The sequence below is a fragment of the Alkalibacterium pelagium genome (genome assembly GCF_900109325.1).
GTDB lineage: Bacteria > Bacillota > Bacilli > Lactobacillales > Carnobacteriaceae_A > Alkalibacterium > Alkalibacterium pelagium.
The window spans coordinates 18969-40112 of sequence record NZ_FNZU01000015.1 but is presented as its reverse complement, the minus strand read 5'-3'; the positions used below and the strand labels follow the sequence as shown (position 1 = coordinate 40112).

Sequence of the window (21144 nt, the reverse complement as noted above, 5' to 3'; positions counted from 1 at the left end):
TTCTCCTTTAAGGTGCAGTACATTATTAAAGACCGCTCTCTAGATAATTGTTATTGCTTAACATTCTTCTGTAGCTATCGTAAGGATACGCTTTGTTATTATCAGGGATCAGCTGCCTTAATGATTCACTTTTAATTAATAGCGCTAAGGGGATAAATACCATATAGGAGTTTGATAACTCAAATGATATATTCCAAGTCAAAAGAAAATAAAAAGACAAATTTAACCAGACGAGATTAAGAGATTTTTCACGCGTGACATTTATAGCCGTACGAAGCAAATAAATCACTACACTGATAAACGGAATTAAAGCCATTAAACCACCTGACATAGTAATCTCTAAAAATATGTTATGGGGATATCCGAAGTCAAAACTCTGATACCCTCTAAGTCCAATTCCAAGAGGATTTTCAAGAACCACATTGGCAGCACTTTGGTATAATTCATATCTAGGTTCTTCCTGAATCGTCAGGAATGCTCTCATTATCCTGTTGACGGTACTTGTTGGAAGCACGTTATATAGCATTATAAGTCCCACTGTCAAAATTGTAATAAAAAGTAATAGCGCACTGAATTTCTTTCTTATGTCCTTTTCAAAGATAATCGAAATAAGATAAACAACTACAGGGACAACAAGCGATAGTAGAATGGGTGCTCGCCCACTTAAAGAAGTCACCCCGGCATATAAAACCAACACTACTGGAACCAATACTGCCTTTAAATACTTGCTGACTTCTTTTGAAAAAAGAAGCCCGATAACCACTACAATGGTTGCAGCTATTGCTACTCCAGTAGTTAAGTAAGTCTGACCGAGTGCTCTGCTTTTAGGTATCCCTGTGGTCCATTCCAGAAATCCAATACCCGTGCCCCAAGATACTTGAAAAAAAATAATGTACTTTAAATCTTCTCTTCTCAAAAAAATGAATATACTTAAAGTGAAAAGTCCTACTGAAATATACTGCAGCAAATCGATCGTATCAAAATTAAGAGGTCTAATCAACCATGTTACTGCAAACATAATCTGCCAGAGTAAAATAAAATTAAAAATCACTTTCAATTGTCGTTCATCTATTTGAAACATCGGCTCGTTGGAAATGATCCATCTAATTAGTCCTACTGTCATTAGGCCAGATAAAGCTACAATATTTACAATCTCAGAAGAATAAAGAATTTTCACGCTGGGTAGATTTATTGAGATAAAAACAAATAACGCAAATATTACACTTAGAATATTTTTCTTGTCTATCTTGATTTCCATCTTTGACTCCTTCTGTATTATAAAAATTAGCCTTAATTCCTGCTTTTAGAGTTTTATTATTTTTGTTGGTGTACCATAAACCTTTATCTGATTGACCTGGTCTGTGTACCACTGTTTGTCTGTATTCCCATTTTCAACAATGATTATACTTTCATCAAACTCTTTTGAGGATTTTACATCATGTGCTTCACTCGTGATATACCCAGAGAATAAACTTTCTTCATCAGCTAAATGTGCTAACTGATTTCTTAATGTGCCACTCTGCGTCAATACAAGTTTCTGCTTATCTACAGGATGCATAATGGCATGCCATACTTCATTCTGAATCAAGTCTTCAGATTTTTTCTTGTCCGAAAAGTTTATAAATATATCACCTGATTTAAGATTGAAATTATAAAGAGGATTGACTTTTTTCTCAATCAAAGAATGGGCATATGCCGCTACTACACCAAAACCTGCACCTAGGAATATTCCAATAATAGCACTGATACCAATCGTTTCAAGTAAATTATCAGAGGGACTATCTGCTACTGCTACTTCTTGAATATCTTCATTAAGATCGACTGACTGCGGCTCTTCAAATAAATACGTTACTTTTTCATTAATAATTTCAATTTCATTTTCAGCCAAACTATCATATAGCGCCTGGCTAATTGCTGCGTTAGCATCTACATTTCCCGTACCAATGGTAATTGTAAATATCACATTGTTAGAATTGTAATCGACTGTTACAAAGAAATCCTCTATCAGGTCTAATTCATGTCCAGCCTGACTTTCAAGCATAGTAATTACCTGATCAGAAGTGAAAATTTCATGCATCAGATTTGAACGATTAAAAACACTTCCGTCTCTATTTTCTATATATATTCTAAAAGCATAGGCATCTTCGAATAAGAAATCATTGATCATGGCTATATCATTATTTGATAGATTTTGCCTATCTTCTAATAAAAGATTCTCTATATCCGAGTCAGTAAAATCTCCAATTTCTTCTACAGGCTCAGTAGTTTCTTCTACTTCATCACTTGCTCTTAGTTCTGTAAATACAGAAAACCCTACAATAGCAAGCGTAATTAACAATGTAACTATTAGTATTATTTTTCTCTTGTATACTAAAAACTGCTTAAAATCATTCAGGACCAATCCGTTTTCCATTTAATATCCACCTTTTATCTATTTTTTCATGTCTCAAAACAAACTATAGATATTCTAACATAAATACTTTAGTTACTTATGATAAAATTCAACAATTTAACAACGCTTGGGTGTTTTAACTCAAATTTTGAAGAGCAGTTTTTCACATGGTGACGATTTTTAAGTGAAGATGAATAAAAAAGTGTACATCAGAGTCATCTATATGGCCCGATATACACTTTTTTAATATTGTAAATTAAACTTCCGTTCTCAGAATCTTGGGATTAATTGATCTGATTAATACCTTGGAATATCAAAGTTCAGAATGAGATTATCCATTAATGAGTAGCTGACGATGCTTCTTAGCATACTTGTCTGTTTTGAAGCCCAGCCTACATCAGTAGCGTACTGGTGTGTACCAGGTGATGCCGGGTTCCATCTCATTTTATACAAGGTGTTCTGCTGGTGAGTCGCATTGTTCACATAACGTGTAGAGATCCATTTGGCTCCTCCAATTATAGAAGCTTCTGGTGTGAACCAGCCTTCCTGATATGCTCTTTCTGCTCCGAGTCTGACTGGAGCATGGTCCACAGCACCTATCCCGAACATATTATAGACAATTCTTGGAGTAACTTTCTGTCCATTAACTTCTTCTACTAGTACACCAGTAGCCAGTCTGGATGTTCCCCTACCAGTTTCAAGTATGGCATGTGAAATAAGATAAATTTCGTTAACATTGGCTTCAATACTTGCCTGTCTAAATGCTGCGCCATGACCTTCAAGAATTCCAGTCCCTTGAAGTTCTCTGTTCAGATTTTCAATAGAAACTCCCACTGTTCCCTGTAAATTAAGGAATTGAAGCATTTCTCTATTGGCATCTACAAAGTTTGAACTTCCTGAGATCCACGCCTCGGAACCATTAAAACCAATTTTAAACCATCCGCTTCGCTCTTCTAGAATAGTAAATTCCTGTCCTCTTGTAACAGTTCCTACCAATGAATGGCCGGTTCCAGGACCACTACGGACATTTAATACATCCACGATAACTCGAGCTGTAGTGAACAAGCTGTTCATATCACTCATATCACTTGGCAAGAAGTTGTTCGGATCCATATAACGAACTACTTCCTCACGTGTAGCGTTTCTCCAGCCACCATTACTTGAAGCCTGAGGTTTTGCATTCAATGCCATTTGTCTGTTTACAGCATCATTAAATGATGTCGAGTAAGTTGATTCACGGACAATCATATTTGTCAGATAAAGATTATTAGTAGAAAGATATCTGTAAGTTTCTAATCTAGTGCGCATGGACTGAGAGATATTTTCATTATTCAACAGTCTATTGTAGTAAGTAGTGGCAGTTGAAAATCTCCCACGCTTATGATTGCTCTCACCTAATGCCATGACCCTGTCAGCAGCTAGCTGCAGTGCTTCGGTAATTTGGGAGTGGTTAGGGTAATAGCTCAGACCTTCATTAGCTATATCCCAAGCTTCTGATGCCGTCCCCGCGGATGTGGACTGGTTATAAAACTGATTTGCAGTAGTAAGTACACGTCTGTTTTCCGCCTGACGTCTGAATACCTGAGCTTCGGCCTGGATACCTGCTAATACGCCACCCTGATTAATGACTTGATTATAGTAGGTAATAGCAGTATTAAAATTCCCTCTTCTATGGTTACTTTGTCCAAGCGCATACATACGATCTGCAGCATTATTTAGCGCCATCTGAACATCAATATGATCCGGGAACAATGTAATCCCTTCTGTAGCGACTGCCCATGCTTCCGATGCAGTCGATGCTGCGTTGGTATCTCTGAGGTAGTCTTCAGGTGTTCTGAAATCCCAACCATTGTTTAATTGAGTCTGATGAGCAGAGACAAGATTTCTCATATTCTGACTGACTCGGCTTTCATCCAGCAACCATGAATAATATAGTTGAGCGTTACTCTGACGGCCGGCTCGGTGATTGCTTCGTCCCATAGAATACACTCGAGCAGAAGCATGTTCTACTGCTTCAGCTAAACGATTATGGTTAGGGAATCTGGCAATTAATCTCCCCAGATTATTCCATGCCTCTGTAGCAGAAGACGCATTAATAGTTGCATCAAACAAATCTGAAGCTGAAGTCTGCATTTCATTTTTGACAACTGCCAGATTACTTAATGCATTGTTCATTAATGACTGATCAAGTAGCGTTTCCTCTACTAGTAAACTATAGTAGTGATGTGCATCTTCAAAACGGTTGGATCTTTGAGAACTTCTTCCCATTGAGAATATACGTTGTCCAGCTGAATTGACTGCTTCAGATAGACGATCGTCTGTTGGGTACAGACTCTTATACTCCATCGCGGCAATCCAGGCAGCAGTCGCAGTGGGTGCATTAATGACATCATTATAGTATGTACTTGCAAACCCTAACCGTATCTGGCTGTTTGCCATAGTTATGAGACGATTTAATGAATTCTGAATCCGGATTGGAACATGCGGATGATTCAACAGCTGGTTATAGTACCTTAGAGCTGTATTATAATTCCTGTTTCGGTGATTACTTTGTGCTAATGAAAAAATTCTATTGCTGGCTGATTCAAAAGCAATGCTGACTCTATAGTCATTTGGGTAATGTCTATTCAGTTCTACTGCATTTTGCCAAGCCTCAGTTGCATTTCCTGCATTGATTGAATTATTGTAGAGGGTCGTCGCAGAAGGCCGAGTGCTTGAAGTACTTACGGAGAAAGTCTGGATCTTTGACAGGCTATCTTTGTCATCGGCCGGCACTTCAGCTTCTTCCTCTACTTCTTCGTTTTTATTGCTATCTTCTTCAACGCTATCATCAGATTCTTCAGTTTCAGATACATCCTGTTCAAGGTCATCTTCTTCATCAACAAGATCCGATTCCTCTTCTGATTCGTCAACAATCAACTCAAGTTCTTTATCATTTTCAATTGATTCAGTCTCGTCAGTCTCTTCAGTACCTTCATCTTCTGACTCAGCTTCATCAACACTTTCCAGCTCTAAATCAAGTGTATTTATCAAAACGGAAAGTCTTTCCAAATACTCCTCTTCGATTAGATCTAATTCTAATAAAGTATCAAGATTCAACTCAGTTTTTTCTTCTGAAAGATTTCTTAACAGTACTATGACATCTAACCAATACTCTTCCAACTTGTTTTCTTCGACTAATGTCTCATAAATAGATAAAGCATCTTCGAATTCACCGTCAATATGATAGTTCAGAGCTGTATGTATAGTAGCCAATTTATCTTCTGACAATTCAATTTTGACTTCATCAATGCTTAAATCGTTTGTCTGCTCATTGTTTAGGGACATTTCGGGTTCTTTTTCCTCTGCTAAAGCACTGTCTACGCCTAATAAAGTAGAGGCAAACATAGAAGCAATCAGAACCTTTTTTATATTCTTCTTGTGTGACCAGTTATTCATTCTTACACTCCTTTTTGTTTATCCATTTCAATTTGTATTACATATAAAATCATAGATGAATGCTTATAATTATGCAACATTAAAAATAGTACAAATTAGTGAACAAACTTTAAATCGAGTTAATCTTGTAACTTTTTAAACTAATTGTTAATTGGGAACCTCTATTGAAAATAGAAAAAGGCATAGACAAAATAGATTTTTGTCTATGCCACACTTATTTAATGGTAAATTATTCAGTTACTAAAATAAGCGTCGATTCCTCTTGCCATTGCTCTTGCTGCAGATAACTGAAACTCTCTAGTAACTGCTATACTTCTATCTGCTGCATTATCAAGGAAAGCAAGTTCAGTGAGCATAGCCGGAATATGACTATTTCTCAGAACATTAAAGTTATTGCCTTTTACTCCTCTGTCTCTCATATTGGTGTCACTGATCAGGTTAGCATGCATAGCATCGGCTAGTCGTAGACTTTCATCAATACGAGGATCCTCTGTACGGAAATTATTTCTGTTCGTTTCCTGACCAAATCCACTTGCCACTCTATGATAAATGAACGATTCGATACCTCTTGCTGTCCCTGCTCCACCCATAGAATTGTAATGGATACTTACAAAGATATCAGCAGAAATGCTGTTGGCTTCAAACGGTCTATCGCTCATTTCGATAAAGACGTCAGTTTCACGAGACATAACGACGTTGTAACCCAACTTCTGCAACTCAGTTCTTAAAAGAAGCGCTGTACTTAAGTTCAAGTCGCTCTCTCTAACACCTCCGAAGCTCGCACCCGGGTCTCTTCCTCCGTGTCCTGCATCGATATAAACTGTGTGCTTATAATTTGGTGTCAGCTGCTGCAGGAAAACACCCGCTAGTGTACGAATTGCTTCTGAAACTGCAGGTTCATTCGCTACTCTATTATAATACGTACGAGCGCTTGCGAAGTTTCCTTGTCTGAACTGGCTTCTTCCTAAACTTAAATTACGGTTTGCAGCCTGATTCAGTGCATCAATAATATCACTATTATGCGGATAGGCAATCAGACCTTCTACCGCAATATCCCATGCTGCTGAAGCAGTATTTGCTCTAATTGACTGGCTACTGTAGTCAACGGAGGTCATTAGCGGCCTACTCTGTTGAGCTTGTGTACGGAATATCCCTACAACCTGTCTAATATCGGAACGAACACTAGAGTGATTGAATACTCGGTTATAGTAAGTTAGTGCAGAAGAGTAATTACCATTTCTATGCTGGCTTTGGCCCATACTAAATTGTCTTTGCGCAGCCATATTCAAAGCATCTACTAGACGAGCGTTACCTGGATTGTATTTCAAACCTTCCACAGCAATATTCCATGCATCGGTTGCTGTAGCTCCATTGACAGAATCGATATAGTATTCATTTACTGTACGAAGTCTGATTCCTTGTCTTGATAACTGAATCAGCTCGTTAACTTCTCTTCGAAGACTTGAAGACACATTCTGCTCATTTAGCAACTGAGAATAGTATGTGTTTGCTGTATTGAAATTTCCTCTACGGTGATTTGATGTTCCCATGGATAGAATTCTCTGAGCTGCACTATCTATAGCGGCCGGCAAACGAGAATCATTTGGAAAAGCTGACTTAAAGTCCTGAGCAGCATTCCAGGCTGCCGTTGCTGTTGATGCATTAATGACATCAGCATACAGGTCATCAGCCTTTTCTTTATTTTCTGCTTCGATTGTCTCAGCGTACTTCGTAGAGGCTTGAGTTCTCAGATTATTGCTGACTGCTGATTCATTTATCAACATATTATAATATTGACGCGCTTGAGGATACCTTTCTCTGTTCTGACTGCTTTGTCCCATTGAAAAGATACGCTGTGCCGCACTGTCCATAGCTTCTGCTAGTCGAGAATCGTTCGGATAGGCTTCTTTAAAATCTTGAGCTGCGTTCCAAGCTGCAGTAGCACTTGATGCATTTAACACTGCTTCAAATAGGCTATCCGCCGGGCTTCCATTTTCTGCTTCAATAGTTTCCGCATGATGTAAGGATGCAGCTTCTCTTAAGGACGCACTCACTACCGGCTCATTGATTAACATGTCATAATACTGACGAGCTAATGGGTACCGTTCACGGTTTTGACTGCTTTGTCCCATTGAAAAGATACGCTGTGCTGCACTGTCCATAGCTTCTGCTAGTCGAGAATCGTTCGGGTAGGCTTCTTTAAAATCTTGAGCTGCGTTCCAAGCTGCTGTTGCGGTCGGTGCTTCAATGACAGCTTCGTACAGGATATCCGCCGGGCTTCCATTTTCTGCTTCAATAGTTTCCGCATGATGTACGGATGCAGCTTCTCTTAGAGACGCACTCACTACCGGCTCATTGATTAACATGTCATAATACTGACGAGCTAATGGGTACCGTTCACGGTTCTGACTGCTCTGACCCATAGCGAATATACGCTGTGCCGCACTGTCCATAGCTTCTGCTAGTCGAGAATCATTCGGGTAGGCTTCTTTGAAGTCCTGTGCTGCGTTCCAAGCTGCTGTTGCGGTCGGTGCTTCAATGACAGCTTCGTACAGGCTGTCTGCTTCATATTGTTCTGCACTGTTATTACTGACCTCAGAAGATGTAGAGTACATGGTCTGTTGTTCTGTACCCTCTTCATCTACTCGGTCTATCTCTTCATCCACTTCTTTGCTCTCTGGGAAATCTTCTGATCTTTCCAATTGGACATCAGCTGTTTCTTCAACTTCATCGTATGTATTTTCTTCATGGTTAACATCATCTTGATACAGTTCTTCAGTACTTTCTGACTCATCAGTCAATACTGGAATTTCCTCAGATTGGGATCTGAAAGACTGGTTGGTCCAGTCTGACTGGTTCTCTGCTAGAATGACAAGCCAGTCGATCAGAGAAACGGCTTTATCAGGAAAAGAATCTTGGGTTAGAAGCGTATCATAAGCTTCTACTGCCAAAGCGTAATCTTTGTTATAGTGAAGTATCAAAGCCTGTTCGAAAGCTTCACTGACCTCTTCAGATTCTCCTGCGAAAATGAGTTCAGCCAATTCAATAAATTCTTCTGATACATTTTCAAAAGCGTGTAACAATAAATCTTCTTTATCTTCAAAAAACTTAGTATCCTCGTTCTGACTCCCAGCGGCAATAATAGGACCTGTTGATGAGACGATAGTCGTCGATACTAAAGAGCTTAGCAATAATTTACTTAGTATACTTTTATTCATTTTTTCCTCCAGTTTCACATTCTATTCTTTACTTTCAGTAATACCTTAAAAGGGATCGGGACCGACAAAACATAAACCAGATTTTTTAAACTGATCTTTTTGTGCAGTGCTTTCATTCCGTATTTAAAACCTAATGACTTATTATTATTTCTTAATGCTATGTTTGCTATACTGATGAAATAATTTGATCTCTGCTGTTTCACTTCTTCTGGAGTGAGTGTTTTGAAAAGTGAACTATATTTTTTATCTATCATTTCAATTGCGCGTTCATGCTTTTCAGTACTTAAAGATATTTGCTTTTCTCCTGAATAGTTGTAGTAATTCACTAACGGTTCATCTACATAACCCACATTAGTCAACTGACATACTCTGATCCATAAATCATAATCCTGCTTGGCAGGCATATCCACATCAAAGAAACCTGATTGATCTAAGATTTCTTTTTTTATCATTACACTTGGTGTGGCACCAATCACATTTTTTAATAAAATATCTTTAGATAAATCTCCTCCTTTACCAGATAACGAATAATATGTTAAATCTTCCTTAACATAGATGACGTTTATACCTGTGTATACCATACCGATCGAGCTGTCGGAGTTAAAAACTGATAGTTGAGATTCCAGCTTATGGGGGGCCCATTCATCATCATCATCGAGAAATGCTATATATTCTCCTTCTGAAGCACGGATCCCTTCGTTGCGTGCATTATTGGCACCTTTACCAGGGAAAACGGAAATGAATTTTATATTATTTTCTCTTTGCTGGTATGCTTTCATAACTTCTTCTGTATTATCAGTGGACCCGTCAGAAACGACGATAATTTCGATATCTTTATGGGTCTGATTCAAAGCACTCTCCACTGCTCTAGTTAATAATTCACTTCTGTTGTGCGTAGGTATGACTACACTTATCATTATATCTGTTCCTTTCTATTTTTAAAAGATAATTTAGTCTTAAAGTTTAGTGAATATGTCAAAAATATTAACACTAAAATAGGAAAAATCGGTGACAGGTATCCGCCTTTTTGGAAATTAAGAAGAATAAAAGTAAGTCCAAGACCTACATTATTTTTAACTATAAATGCGGTAAATATGAGACTGAATAGAAATGAAAATATGCCCATGTCAGATAGAAAATATGCGTATATGTTCTGTAAAGGAGGAGTATGGCCCAATCCTCTTCCCATCAAAACCGTTTCTCTTGTAACATAAAGCCAGCTGTTGATCACTCGAACAAATGCAGAATTATCTCCACCACTTAATATATCAGAGGTCCTTACAATGATCGTCTGGTAGAGATTTTCACGAAAAATAAAGATTACTATCCCCACAAAGAGCAAAGAAACAAGCAGGAGTATCCAGTTATTCCTGACCATCTCCATCTTATTTTTCAAAGTTAGGCCCTTGATTAGTAGCATCAGCCCGAGCACACCGATGGAAGCGTAGGATAATGTCAGGATCACGCCTGCAATAAGTGTCAGAGTTACCCAAATCGGCACACTCTTCTTCAATTTGCTGAAAATATTGACCCCTATAACCATATTAAGGAAATAGCCTAAATGGGCTGGTTCTGAAAATATACTTCTAGTACGAACGATAAAGCCAGGACCTCTGAAACGGTAGCTGTGCAGATCGGAACGAGTAAAATGCCACATGAACTCGTAAGGCAGCTGATCGAAGAAAAGAATGGAAACAGTAATATAGATACCAATTATTAGAGCAATAATAGCAGTTACGTTTAGCATAACCAATACTTGTTTCTCTAGTTTATTTTGTTGGATATAATTGAAGAGTAAATTAATAAAAGTTAAATAGAAAAAGATTTTTATAACATTGTATAATGCTCTAGTGAAAATAAATGTCATGTCTACTGATAAATTATAGGTAAACTGAATGATAAAAAAAATAAGTACAGCAGACATAAATTTGTAGTTCAAAGATTTAACATAGTCAAAATTTTTAAAAGCAATTAGAACAAGGATCAGGCCAATGAATATCTCACTCATAGCTATCAGCCCTACCATCCAGTCAGACACTAGAATCGACACTGCTAAAAGTATTAGAATTAGATTGTTGATCCATTGATTTGAAGCGGTATTAACACCTTGTATTCTTTCAGTTAGCATCTATAAGTGCCCCCTATTTATCTCACTCTAATTTTCTTCTTTTAAACGCATTCCAGGCATAGCTGGTAAAATAGTAACCAGCTTTATGAAGCGGCAGCTTTTCAAGATTTCGATACGTATTCCATGTTCTCCTGAGTGCCTCGACCTTATTACTTGAAATAGACCCCTTCACTATTCGATAAGATCCCAGAACTTTATCGACTAAACGGGCATCATTACCTTCTCTTAAAAGCATTAACCAGGTAGCAGTGTCCTGCCCCTTTCTTACTTCAGGCATCCTAAAATCTCCAAATACCTGTCTATCTATGACTACCGTCGAACAGGCAATAGCCGTATTTTTCAGCAAACCGACATAATCAAGAGATTCTGGAAGTGTCACTCGTGGTTTAATTAATTCGTCCGTTTCAGTGATCATTTCAAAGTTTGTATAGGTAAAGCCGGAGTTGTTTTCAGTCATAAACTGAATCTGATCTTTCAATTTGGTTTCTTTCCACATATCATCACTGTCAAGAAAAGCAACATATTGACCTGACGCGTTTTCCAGTCCAATATTTCTAGCTACTGCAGCCCCGGAATTGGAAGGGGTCTGTAGTACCTTTATTCTACTGTCCTGTTCAGAAAAGGAACTGATAATAGATAGACTATTATCAGTTGAATGGTCATCGATCAGCAACAGTTCAAAGTCTTTATACGATTGTTTTGAAATCGATTTTATTGTTCCAGCTATAAATCGTTCCGCATTGTATACGGGTGTAATGATTGAGACTAAACCTTTTTGCATTTTATTCTCCTACTTGAAAATTTTCTTTCCATTTTTTTATTACTTTAATATTAGAATATTATCAGGCATGCTGATTTCCGGTTTCTCATCAGATACCCCTTCAGAAGATACTTTATCAAACAATATTTTGATTGTCTGGAGCATAATTTTAACATCCAGAATAAACGAGTACTTTTTGATATAAACTAAATCAAAGTTCAATTTACTATTAAAGTCTGTTGCGTATTTACCATAGACTTGAGCATAACCTGTAATTCCAGCTCGAACATTATGTCTCAAGTAATAGTAGCGATTCTGTTCCTGGAACTGTTCTACAAAGAAGGGGCGTTCCGGTCTAGGTCCGACTAAAGACATATCGCCAGTCAACACATTGAACAACTGAGGGAGTTCATCAATTCTCAGAGCCCGCAGGTATTTTCCGATTTTAGTTACCCGGGCATCGTTTGCGGCAGCTAGTACTGGACCCGAGTCTTTCTCGGCTGTTGCACTCATTGTACGAAACTTGAGAATACCAAATTCTTTCTGGTTTTTTGTAATACGAATCTGTTTGTAAAATACTGGGCCTTTAGATGTTGCTTTTACAAGGATCGCTGTAACAACAATAATTGGTGAGGCTAGAATCAGCATAGCCAGCGACGCCACAACATCAATCAGACGTTTAATCATATCGTCCTCGGGTGAAATACTGAAATCAGATGCTTCAATGACACTTTCATCTTCAATACTCATAATATTAGGATTGACCAATACAAGATTTTCAAAACTAGTATTTAAAAACAGTTTCTTGTTCTGACTGATCAGCAGGTCGTAAATCTCGATTTTTTCAGATTCATCTATTTTATCAGCAAGATAAACTATGTCCACCTGATCCATATGCTTAGAAATATTATCATAGAAGTTATCAATCACAACTGATTTAACTGCGTGGCGGTTATTTTTTGAACTTTCGAAGTTACGAACAGCGGCTAGACATGCTTCTTCTGAACCTACAACCATTACTTTTTTAGTTCCATCTATTTTCTCGTACATCTTAAACACAATCGACCGCCATGCGATCAAGATTACGGTGCTTACGAGAAAACTGATTAAGATTATTGTTCTAGGAAAAGCGAACCATCTTCCAAAAAAAGTCATGGCCATAATAACTAATCCCATAAGGAATTGTGTGATTATGGTCAGATAAATAAAATCCATAATTTTCTTATTATATAAAATATATATCCCAAAAAGGATATTTAACAGGATGAAGCCAATGAGAATATATATTCTAGCTCTCTCGTAGGCCAAGTAGTTTCTCCTTGGAATATCCATGTTGTAGCGAATCATAAAGGAAATAATAATTGAAAAATGATATAGTACAACATCAATTATTCCTATAATTAATTTTTTTGTTCTATCGAATCCTTTTGTCTGAGACATGTTACTCTGTCCTCCATCATTTATTCACTAAAATAGTCTTCAATTTCTTTTATTATTTTATAACTGGCTTTACCGTCTCCATATGGATTCTCGGCAGCTGCCATCTGGTTATACTTACCAGAATCTTCTATCAGTAGTTTAACGTGTTTTACCACGTTCTCTTTTTCTGTACCCACTATTTTAAGTGTTCCAGCTTCAAGTCCTTCAGGTCGTTCAGTTTTATCTCTTAGAACTAGTACTGGAATATCCAAGGCTGGCGCCTCTTCCTGAAGGCCACCAGAGTCAGTTAAAACAATGTGCGATCTAGCAATAACGTGGTGAAAAACATCTACTTCTAATGGAGCGACCAAATGAATTCTGCTATGATTTCCTAAAACTTCTTTAGCTACAGACTGAACTATAGGACTCAAATGGACAGGCATTATAATTTCAACATCTTCATAGCTATCTATCAAATCTCTTACAGCCTCAAAAACATTGCTCATAGGTTTACCATAATTTTCTCTTCGGTGCATCGTTAATAGAATCCACTTCTGTTTTGGCATTGAGTCCATTAAATCCAGCACTTGGTGACTTCTTTCGACTTCCTTTGTATAAAGAATCGCATCGATTGCCGTGTTCCCTGTAACTATGATTCTGCTTTCATTCTTACTTTCATTGAGCAAATTCTGTTTTGTAGCTTCGGTAGGTACAAAAAACAAATCAGATAGATTATCTATCAGCTGACGGTTTGCTTCCTCTGGAAATGGAAAATATTTATCATAGGTTCTGAGTCCGGCCTCAACATGTCCAATAGGAATTTGAAGGTAGTACGCAGCTAAAGCTGCTGAGAAACTAGTAGTCGTATCGCCATGAACTAATACCATATCAGGCTGTTCTTCGATATATATTGATTCGATCCCTTTGAGGACTTCAGTTGTTATATTAGAAAGAGACTGGTTTTTCTTCATAATATTTAGATCATAATCAGGTATGACATCAAAGACCTCCAGTACCTGATCCAACATTTCTCTATGCTGAGCTGTGACAATCACAATAGTTTCAAAAATATTCTGATGTTTCTTTAACTCATTAATAACAGGAGCCATTTTGATTGCTTCTGGTCGGGTGCCAAAAACAATGGCTATTTTTCTCTTATTCATTTAATAATAACCCCAATTCTTAGCATGATTATACTGTCTATACCTGTTAATAGTATTCCATACAATCACGCACCATTCTAACATACACTGAACTAACAAAGTCACATAATATAGAATTGTCAAATTTTAGTAATGATTCACTCTATAAGTTGTTCATTTATTCGTGTATTTCTTTTGAAATAGAAACAGTTTAGCTCTTGATGCAACAAGATAAACTTTATCCTTTAGCGTGATACTTTTTAGAGTCCGTAATTTCCTCTTGCTCTCGGGATGAACTGAGGCTGTTTGTAGTCCATTATAAATAGACAACAGCTGCCTTTTAACAAACCCCTTCTGAGTTTCAGTCAGATTTCCTGAATGGTATAAGGTTTCAAGTTCAGCAAACACTTCCAGATAAGAATCAAATGACCGAACTTTATGAAGGTTTGTATTCTCCGTCATTGTTGAAGCCACTCGGTAGCGACGATGATAAAACGTTCTATCCAGATAAGTCATCGTCTGTGTGAGTGTGAATAGCTTTGTCGTGAAATATTCGTCCTCGTGCAGGACCCCTTCAAGGAACATTAGACTGTAGTCGTCTATAAGAGATTTTTTGACCAGGTACAGACACGGTGATGCGCTGTAAGTCTGACGGTTCTTCTGAAGGGCTTCTTCCTGATTATAGACGTGCTGATGGTCAAGCTGACTGGAGAAGTCATATCGTCCCTCTTTTACCAGAGCTGCATCGCCTTCATAAAAGACCTTCCCATTGAACCGGACGAGATCGGCATCTGTTTTCTCAAGCTGATCAACCGCTTCTTCGATCGTTTCCGGTTCGATCCAGTCATCAGAATCCACAAAGTAAATATATTTGCCCGATACAAGTGTCAGACCTTCGTTACGTCTGGCTCCCTGTCCTTGATTGTTGTCGTGGGCAATTAGTTTAATTTTATCTTTATATTGATTCAAGAGGTAAACAGTCGCATCTTTTGACCCATCATCGATCACAATGATTTCTATATTCGAATAAGTTTGGCTTAAAAGTGAATCGATACAGTCTTCGACATACCGCTCGACATTATAAGTCGGTACGATCACTGATACTAATGGCTGTGACATGTGCGGCAGCTCCTTTATTTGTTGATATCGTATATTAAGGTGTTTCTTCTAATCCCTGGATTGTTTCACTTCTTTAATGAGTCGTTTCAGTTCTCCTGTAAGAATGAGCCCGGTAATCCACGCAATGACGAAGGTAAGCCCTTTGATGACTAAATTAATGAATAGATTGAACGGCAGATCGGGTAGAAGCAGGAATACACCAGCCTGGATCAGTGCCAGAATAAATGGCTTGATCAGTACTTTGAAGAACGTGCTCATCTTATCATTGAACAGTCTGATCATAATCAGATAGTTCGCCTGAATGAAGTTGAGTGAGAATGACACGACAAGGAACGCTGCTACGTATTCGATCTGTCCCATAATGACACCGGTAACTATTCCCGCCACATTAAAGATAGTAGATAATACGCCTGATAGCAATAATAGATCGGTTCTGTTGCCTGACTGGAATATGCCTCCGGTGCTGGACATAATCATCTGTATCCATACTGAGAGTGCCAGGATCTGGAAAGTCATGATACTTCCTTCCCATTGCATACCGAAAGGAACGAGGATAGCTTCTTCAGCAGTAAAATAGAGAAATACTGAGAGCGGCATGCCGACGGTGGCAAGCAAGTTAGCTATTCCAAGATAGACTCTTTTTATACGCTCAAGTTCACTTGAATAATCCGATAAGATTGGATGTATGACTGAAGTGACGACGCTTGTTAAGACCTGATTCGGATAGAGTGATAGGAGATAAGCTCTATCATAATACGCCAAGGCACTAGAAGAGAAGTATCTCCCAATTAGAAGATTGTCCAGGTTTCTTGAAAAATAATTGATAAAGTTGAATAAAAACTGATTCCTTGAAAAAGCGTATATCTTTTTTAACGGTCCCCATTCAAATTTAAGGCTGATTTTTGATTCAGTTTTAATATAGAAGACAATAAATAGTGTGATAGCCTTGGTTGTATTTCCAATGATAATGGAATAATAGCTAAATCCTAAAAAAGCCAAGGTGATTGAAACGATACCTGACACTATTGCACCAGTGACCGTTGTCAAATTAACCACTTTAAAATTCTGTTCTTTTAATAGAAGCGATTGAGGGACAACGAGAACCCCATAGAAGAAGACAGCTACAGCCAGTATCATACTGATAGGAATAAATACTTCATTGCCGTAGAACAAACTCATCGGGTAACCGAGTAATACGAATAGTATTCCTAATCCAAACGCTATGTATAAGCTGAATGAGAAAATCGAGTTGACTTCTTTTCGGGTCAGCTCTTTATTCTGTATGATGGCTGGGCCTATTCCGAAGTCGGCCAGGAGTTGAAAGAACACTAAAAAGATATTGACCGCCGAAACAATACCGACTTCGGCTGGCGTCAATATCCTTGAGATAACGGCTTGTACAAGGAACTGCACGATGACAATGGAGTATTTTCCCATTGCCGTGTATATGATGCCTTTTTTAAATTGATCGAACATAGTGCATTAACCCCTGTCTGTGCGCGTTAATTATGATGTGTTAGTAATTAGTTTCTAAAAAATGACTTGATTTTTGTAAAAGGCTTTGTATATTTAGCCGCAGCCTGATTCCTGGTTTTCATCAGGAAGAGCGCATTTCGGTGGTGTCCCGTCTTCATTTCATAAAGCAGAGCATACCTGAACGGATTCTTCTCGTCTTTCTTTCCGGGAACGATTTTATTCTTTCCTATATCGTTCCACAGTTCAGTCAGCCAGTCTACTTTTTCTTCTGTTGTAAACGGACAGTCCGGATGAACAAGGTTAGCAGTTTCTAAATAAATGACATTGAAATACTCTTCCGCAATCAGATCCTTGAACTCTTCTGCTTCTTCCCATACTAACATGAGTGACTCGAATGATTTTGCAATGTTCAGCTCAAGATCGAACCGGTCTTCTCTATAGCGGTTCACTGCAGATCCCTGATGAGTGACATAATGATAGTAGGCCCGTCGATTGATGGTCACTGATTCCAGATACTTGTAGACTTCAATGTTGAAGAGCGCGTCCTGCCCCACTCGCTGATTGGTGAACTTGATATTATTCTTTGTTAGAAATTCCTTGCGGTACAGCTTATTCCATAGAGCATACGGCGAGAAATGATAGAAGTTCCTGAAATGCTTACGGAAATCTTCCTGTGTATCCATCTGCGGCAGTCTCGGCAGTCTGACTTCACGTGTGTCGAGTCTGCCTGCTATTTCCTGTGTGTAACCGAAGACAATAATGTCTGTTTCACGTTTTTTGACGAGCGCCAGATTGTCAGCAAGCAGTCGGTCACTGAAATAATCGTCTGGATCAGCGAAGTAGATGAAATTCCCGCTGGCTTGTTTCAGTCCTGCATTTCGTGCCGGACCAGATCCCTGGTTTTCCTGATTGATGACGGTGATCAGTAGCGGCTCTTTTTCAGCATAAGCTTCACAGATTTCTTTCGATCCGTCTGTCGAGCCGTCGTTCACCAGAATGATTTCACCGATGACTTTTTTCTGAGCCAGTGCCGATTCGATTGCCCGCGGCAGATGGTCTTTTACATTATAGACCGGCATAATAATGGAAACATCGAACATAAGATGGCACCCTTTCATAAGGTAGTTTTGAATACAAGGTTGCTAGTGTACGGGTTAAAGCAATCTTGAGACATTATACCATAAGGATCAAGCTTTCACATACTTTTCATTAACTCTTAATAATCTTTTAGCTTTTGACTTAATAAGCAGGGTCGGTATAATTTGGCTTACCAAATTTTCATTTTAATCTTTTTGGGTTGGCTTTTATTGATGAATGGAGTTCACTGGTCAATTGAGTGACGACCTGCATTCTGGATGGAGTAGAATGCAGTTCAGACTTAACTATGCGCGCTGAACTGCATCGGATATGAATCGAGTGAAGTTCATCTCCTTTTTTATTGCACAAACTGTGTTCTGTATAGGGTAGAATGCAGTTCAGACTTTAATTGTCCACTGAACTGCACCTTAAGGATTCTAATGGGGTTTAATCTGGCTGGGCCAGATTTTCATATTAATGTTTTATTCTATTGCTGCGTACCAAGTCTAGTTCAGGAATGTACTTTCTTTTCAACTGCATTTTCGGTGAGGTAGAATGAAGTTCAGTACTAACTTTCAGCACTGAACTCTAGTCGTTTCTAAGCGAATGTAGTTCAGTGTCGAATTTGGATGCTGAACTACATTGTGCAGGCGATAGGATGGAGTTTAGAAGACAAGTGACGTCTGAACTTCACTTGTTCTATTTCAATGATGTATAATCTGGCCAGGCCAGATTTTCATTACTCAGAATATTTAGAAATGCTGAAATCGAGTGCGTTCTGGTCGCAGGGTATGGTACAATAGACACGAGTAAACAAAGAGGTAAATTTTACTAAACTTAACTATTCAACTGAAGGAGCGAATAAATATGGCTATTCTAGTTACAGGCGGTGCCGGCTATATTGGCAGTCACACAGTGATCGAACTGATCAATGAAGGGTACGATGTGGTCGTTGTCGATGATTATTCCAATTCTAAACCGGCAGTCATTGACCGTATCGAAGAGATTTCAGGAACACGCCCTGTCTTCCACGAAGTCAACATTACTAATAAAGGTGCGCTGAAAGAAGTCCTTGAAGCCCACGACCTCGAAGCCGTCATTCATTTTGCGGGCTACAAGGCGGTCGGTGAATCCGTCGCTCAACCGCTCAAGTATTACGACAACAACTTGAACGGTACGATTGTCCTGATGGAACTGATGAATGAATATGCTGTGAAGAAAATGGTCTTCAGTTCAAGCGCGACTGTCTATGGCATGACGAACAAGGCGCCTTTTACAGAGGATATGCCGTTGTCTACGACAAATCCATATGGTACGACCAAGATGTTCATCGAGCAGTTCATTCAGGACCAGTATGTAGCTGACGAAGACTGGAGCGCTGCCCTGCTTCGCTACTTCAATCCGATCGGTGCGCATGCAACCGGAAAAATCGGTGAAGATCCTAATGACATTCCAAATAACCTGATGCCTTACATCACGCAGGTCGCTGTCGGGAAACGTGAGAAGCTGTCTGTATTCGGATCTGATTACGATACGCATGACGGGACTGGTGTCCGTGATTACATCCACGTCATCGATCTGGCAAAAGGTCATATTCGTGCGCTTGAAAAAGTTCTTCAGACCACTGGCGTCGATGCCTATAATCTGGGCACGGGGAAAGGCTATTCCGTCCTGGATGTTGTTCATGCCTTTGAAAAAGCCAATGCTGTCGAGATTCCTTATGAACTGGTCGACCGTCGTCCTGGTGATATCGGAACAAGTTACGCCGATGTCTCGAAAGCTAAGGATACCCTTGGCTGGGAAGCGTCATTCGGCATCGAAGACATGTGCCGTGATTCCTGGAACTGGCAGAAGACAAATCCGAATGGGTATGTCGATTAATCTATAATGAAAAGAACCGCCTGAAACGGCTCTTTCCTTCTTACTTGATGAGTAAGGGAGCGAGCAGTATCAGGCGGTTTTCCGTTTGTATTTCGGTCGCGGGGTCAGGGGCAGTTTTTTCGGCTTGAAGGCTATTCTTTTATTCAAGAGATAGTATCCCCAGCCAGTAATGATCGGCACGATGAGCGCCAGGCTTAAACTAATTGCTTCTGGTAGATTAGTCAACTGATCGTGAATCAGCCAGAAGTACAGCATCTGCACTAGAAAGATATGGTAGGAGGCCTGACCCGTCAGAATGAACAAACGGGATAGTCTGGAATCACCATTAAGGTTTAACCCCTTCATCCCGAGTATCACCAGAAGCAGCACGTAAAAGTAGGACGGTGCATGCTGACTATGCCAGTATTCTTCGATGATCATTCCCCAGTTGAAATAATGCACGGCTGTGATGTAGATGAAACTGAACAGCGCAGGCACGATCAGCCACTTAAGCTTGATTTTACCCTTAAGCAGACCTAGCCATACCCCTAATGTCAGTGAAAAGATATGCCGGATAATCAGAAGCCGGTAGAGGCTTCCACTGATATCCAGCTGGTAGGCAGCTAAGTCTATCATGAGACTGATGAAGAATAGTGCAGTCATCCATTTTGTTGGATGAACACGCATCACACTATAAATGATAGGAACCAGTAGTGACGCCTGTATGATCATTGGTATAAAGTAGCTGCCTGGCCCATAACCCCCTCTTACAAAAGAAAATAATAGACTCAGCGAGGGGTCCCGGTCATAGAAAGTGAGCTGGACAATGATTTGTAAAAGCCAGATGAGCCCGAACGGTACCAGTAGACGCTTAACTTTATTCATTATATAGTCTAGTGTCATAGTATCTTTTAGTGTGGTATTGCCTTTTCTCATAAATGACTGAGCTGAGTTGTATCCAAACAGAATAATGAACATTGGGACGGTCTGCCAGATATAGTAAGGCGCGAGTATAGTATAGAGTTTGCTGTCAGGCAGGGCGTGGATCAGGATGACCGATACGATCGCAAGAGCCTTCAACACATCGATCGCGTTATTTCTTTTTGTCATGGTGC

14 protein-coding genes are annotated in these 21144 nt (G+C 39.1%); 1 reads left to right on the top strand and 13 read right to left on the bottom strand.

Annotated features, from left to right (window positions below):
* Positions 1-25: 25 nt before the first annotated feature.
* The 12 genes from BMX79_RS10940 to BMX79_RS10885 form a co-directional block, all read right to left on the bottom strand.
* Positions 26-1258, bottom strand: a complete 1233-nt coding sequence (locus BMX79_RS10940; RefSeq protein ID WP_091482598.1) for an O-antigen ligase family protein — start codon at positions 1256-1258, stop codon at positions 26-28.
* A gap of 45 nt (positions 1259-1303) precedes the next feature.
* The gene (locus tag BMX79_RS10935; protein WP_091482596.1) at positions 1304-2413 is read right to left on the bottom strand and encodes a hypothetical protein; all 1110 of its coding nucleotides are present in this window, start codon (positions 2411-2413) and stop codon (positions 1304-1306) included.
* 276 nt (positions 2414-2689) lie between these two features.
* On the bottom strand, positions 2690-5830 hold the full coding sequence (locus tag BMX79_RS10930) for an SH3 domain-containing protein (RefSeq protein ID WP_091482594.1): 3141 nt from the start codon (positions 5828-5830) through the stop codon (positions 2690-2692).
* A gap of 233 nt (positions 5831-6063) precedes the next feature.
* Positions 6064-9048: an N-acetylmuramoyl-L-alanine amidase family protein gene (locus tag BMX79_RS10925; protein WP_091482592.1), complete on the bottom strand. Its 2985-nt coding sequence runs from the start codon at positions 9046-9048 to the stop codon at positions 6064-6066.
* A 14-nt stretch (positions 9049-9062) separates the two neighbouring features.
* Entirely contained in the window at positions 9063-9965 is a 903-nt protein-coding gene (locus BMX79_RS10920) for a glycosyltransferase family 2 protein (protein WP_091482590.1), read from the bottom strand.
* On the bottom strand, positions 9965-11176 hold the full coding sequence (locus tag BMX79_RS10915; protein WP_091482588.1) for a hypothetical protein: 1212 nt from the start codon (positions 11174-11176) through the stop codon (positions 9965-9967). The genes BMX79_RS10920 and BMX79_RS10915 overlap by 1 nt, the downstream gene beginning before the upstream one ends.
* A 22-nt stretch (positions 11177-11198) precedes the next feature.
* Complete coding sequence (locus tag BMX79_RS10910) at positions 11199-11957, bottom strand: glycosyltransferase family 2 protein (RefSeq protein WP_091482586.1); 759 nt, start codon at positions 11955-11957, stop codon at positions 11199-11201.
* A 39-nt stretch (positions 11958-11996) separates the two neighbouring features.
* Positions 11997-13376 (bottom strand): sugar transferase, encoded by a 1380-nt coding sequence (locus BMX79_RS10905; protein WP_091482583.1) that lies wholly within the window; start codon positions 13374-13376, stop codon positions 11997-11999.
* Positions 13377-13396: 20 nt separating this feature from the next.
* Positions 13397-14518 (bottom strand): non-hydrolyzing UDP-N-acetylglucosamine 2-epimerase, encoded by a 1122-nt coding sequence (gene wecB / locus BMX79_RS10900; RefSeq protein ID WP_091482579.1) that lies wholly within the window; start codon positions 14516-14518, stop codon positions 13397-13399.
* A 153-nt stretch (positions 14519-14671) separates the two neighbouring features.
* Positions 14672-15616 (bottom strand): glycosyltransferase family 2 protein, encoded by a 945-nt coding sequence (locus BMX79_RS10895; RefSeq protein WP_091482575.1) that lies wholly within the window; start codon positions 15614-15616, stop codon positions 14672-14674.
* A 48-nt stretch (positions 15617-15664) separates the two neighbouring features.
* The gene (locus BMX79_RS10890; RefSeq protein WP_091482572.1) at positions 15665-17092 is read right to left on the bottom strand and encodes a lipopolysaccharide biosynthesis protein; all 1428 of its coding nucleotides are present in this window, start codon (positions 17090-17092) and stop codon (positions 15665-15667) included.
* 47 nt (positions 17093-17139) lie between these two features.
* Positions 17140-18192, bottom strand: coding sequence for a glycosyltransferase family 2 protein (locus BMX79_RS10885; RefSeq protein WP_170231043.1), 1053 nt, complete (start codon positions 18190-18192; stop codon positions 17140-17142).
* An 844-nt stretch (positions 18193-19036) separates the two neighbouring features.
* Here BMX79_RS10885 and galE point away from each other — a divergent pair.
* Positions 19037-20050, top strand: a complete 1014-nt coding sequence (gene galE, locus BMX79_RS10880; protein ID WP_091482567.1) for a UDP-glucose 4-epimerase GalE — start codon at positions 19037-19039, stop codon at positions 20048-20050.
* A gap of 69 nt (positions 20051-20119) precedes the next feature.
* Here galE and BMX79_RS10875 read toward each other — a convergent pair whose 3' ends face one another.
* Positions 20120-21139 (bottom strand): acyltransferase family protein, encoded by a 1020-nt coding sequence (locus tag BMX79_RS10875; protein ID WP_091482565.1) that lies wholly within the window; start codon positions 21137-21139, stop codon positions 20120-20122.
* Positions 21140-21144 lie beyond the last annotated feature (5 nt).

What these genes read in the sequence shown, in the direction of transcription:
- BMX79_RS10930 (WP_091482594.1), bottom strand. Translation starts at nt 5,830, where the DNA reads ATGAATAACTGGTCACACAAGAAGAATATAAAAAAGGTTCTGATTGCT.
- BMX79_RS10915 (WP_091482588.1), bottom strand. Translation starts at nt 11,176, where the DNA reads ATGCTAACTGAAAGAATACAAGGTGTTAATACCGCTTCAAATCAATGG.
- BMX79_RS10905 (WP_091482583.1), bottom strand. Translation starts at nt 13,376, where the DNA reads ATGTCTCAGACAAAAGGATTCGATAGAACAAAAAAATTAATTATAGGA.
- BMX79_RS10885 (WP_170231043.1), bottom strand. Translation starts at nt 18,192, where the DNA reads ATGTTCGATGTTTCCATTATTATGCCGGTCTATAATGTAAAAGACCAT.
- BMX79_RS10890 (WP_091482572.1), bottom strand. Translation starts at nt 17,092, where the DNA reads ATGTTCGATCAATTTAAAAAAGGCATCATATACACGGCAATGGGAAAA.
- BMX79_RS10935 (WP_091482596.1), bottom strand. Translation starts at nt 2,413, where the DNA reads ATGGAAAACGGATTGGTCCTGAATGATTTTAAGCAGTTTTTAGTATAC.
- BMX79_RS10925 (WP_091482592.1), bottom strand. Translation starts at nt 9,048, where the DNA reads ATGAATAAAAGTATACTAAGTAAATTATTGCTAAGCTCTTTAGTATCG.
- galE (WP_091482567.1), top strand. Translation starts at nt 19,037, where the DNA reads ATGGCTATTCTAGTTACAGGCGGTGCCGGCTATATTGGCAGTCACACA.
- BMX79_RS10895 (WP_091482575.1), bottom strand. Translation starts at nt 15,616, where the DNA reads ATGTCACAGCCATTAGTATCAGTGATCGTACCGACTTATAATGTCGAG.
- BMX79_RS10920 (WP_091482590.1), bottom strand. Translation starts at nt 9,965, where the DNA reads ATGATAAGTGTAGTCATACCTACGCACAACAGAAGTGAATTATTAACT.
- BMX79_RS10875 (WP_091482565.1), bottom strand. Translation starts at nt 21,139, where the DNA reads ATGACAAAAAGAAATAACGCGATCGATGTGTTGAAGGCTCTTGCGATC.
- wecB (WP_091482579.1), bottom strand. Translation starts at nt 14,518, where the DNA reads ATGAATAAGAGAAAAATAGCCATTGTTTTTGGCACCCGACCAGAAGCA.
- BMX79_RS10910 (WP_091482586.1), bottom strand. Translation starts at nt 11,957, where the DNA reads ATGCAAAAAGGTTTAGTCTCAATCATTACACCCGTATACAATGCGGAA.
- BMX79_RS10940 (WP_091482598.1), bottom strand. Translation starts at nt 1,258, where the DNA reads ATGGAAATCAAGATAGACAAGAAAAATATTCTAAGTGTAATATTTGCG.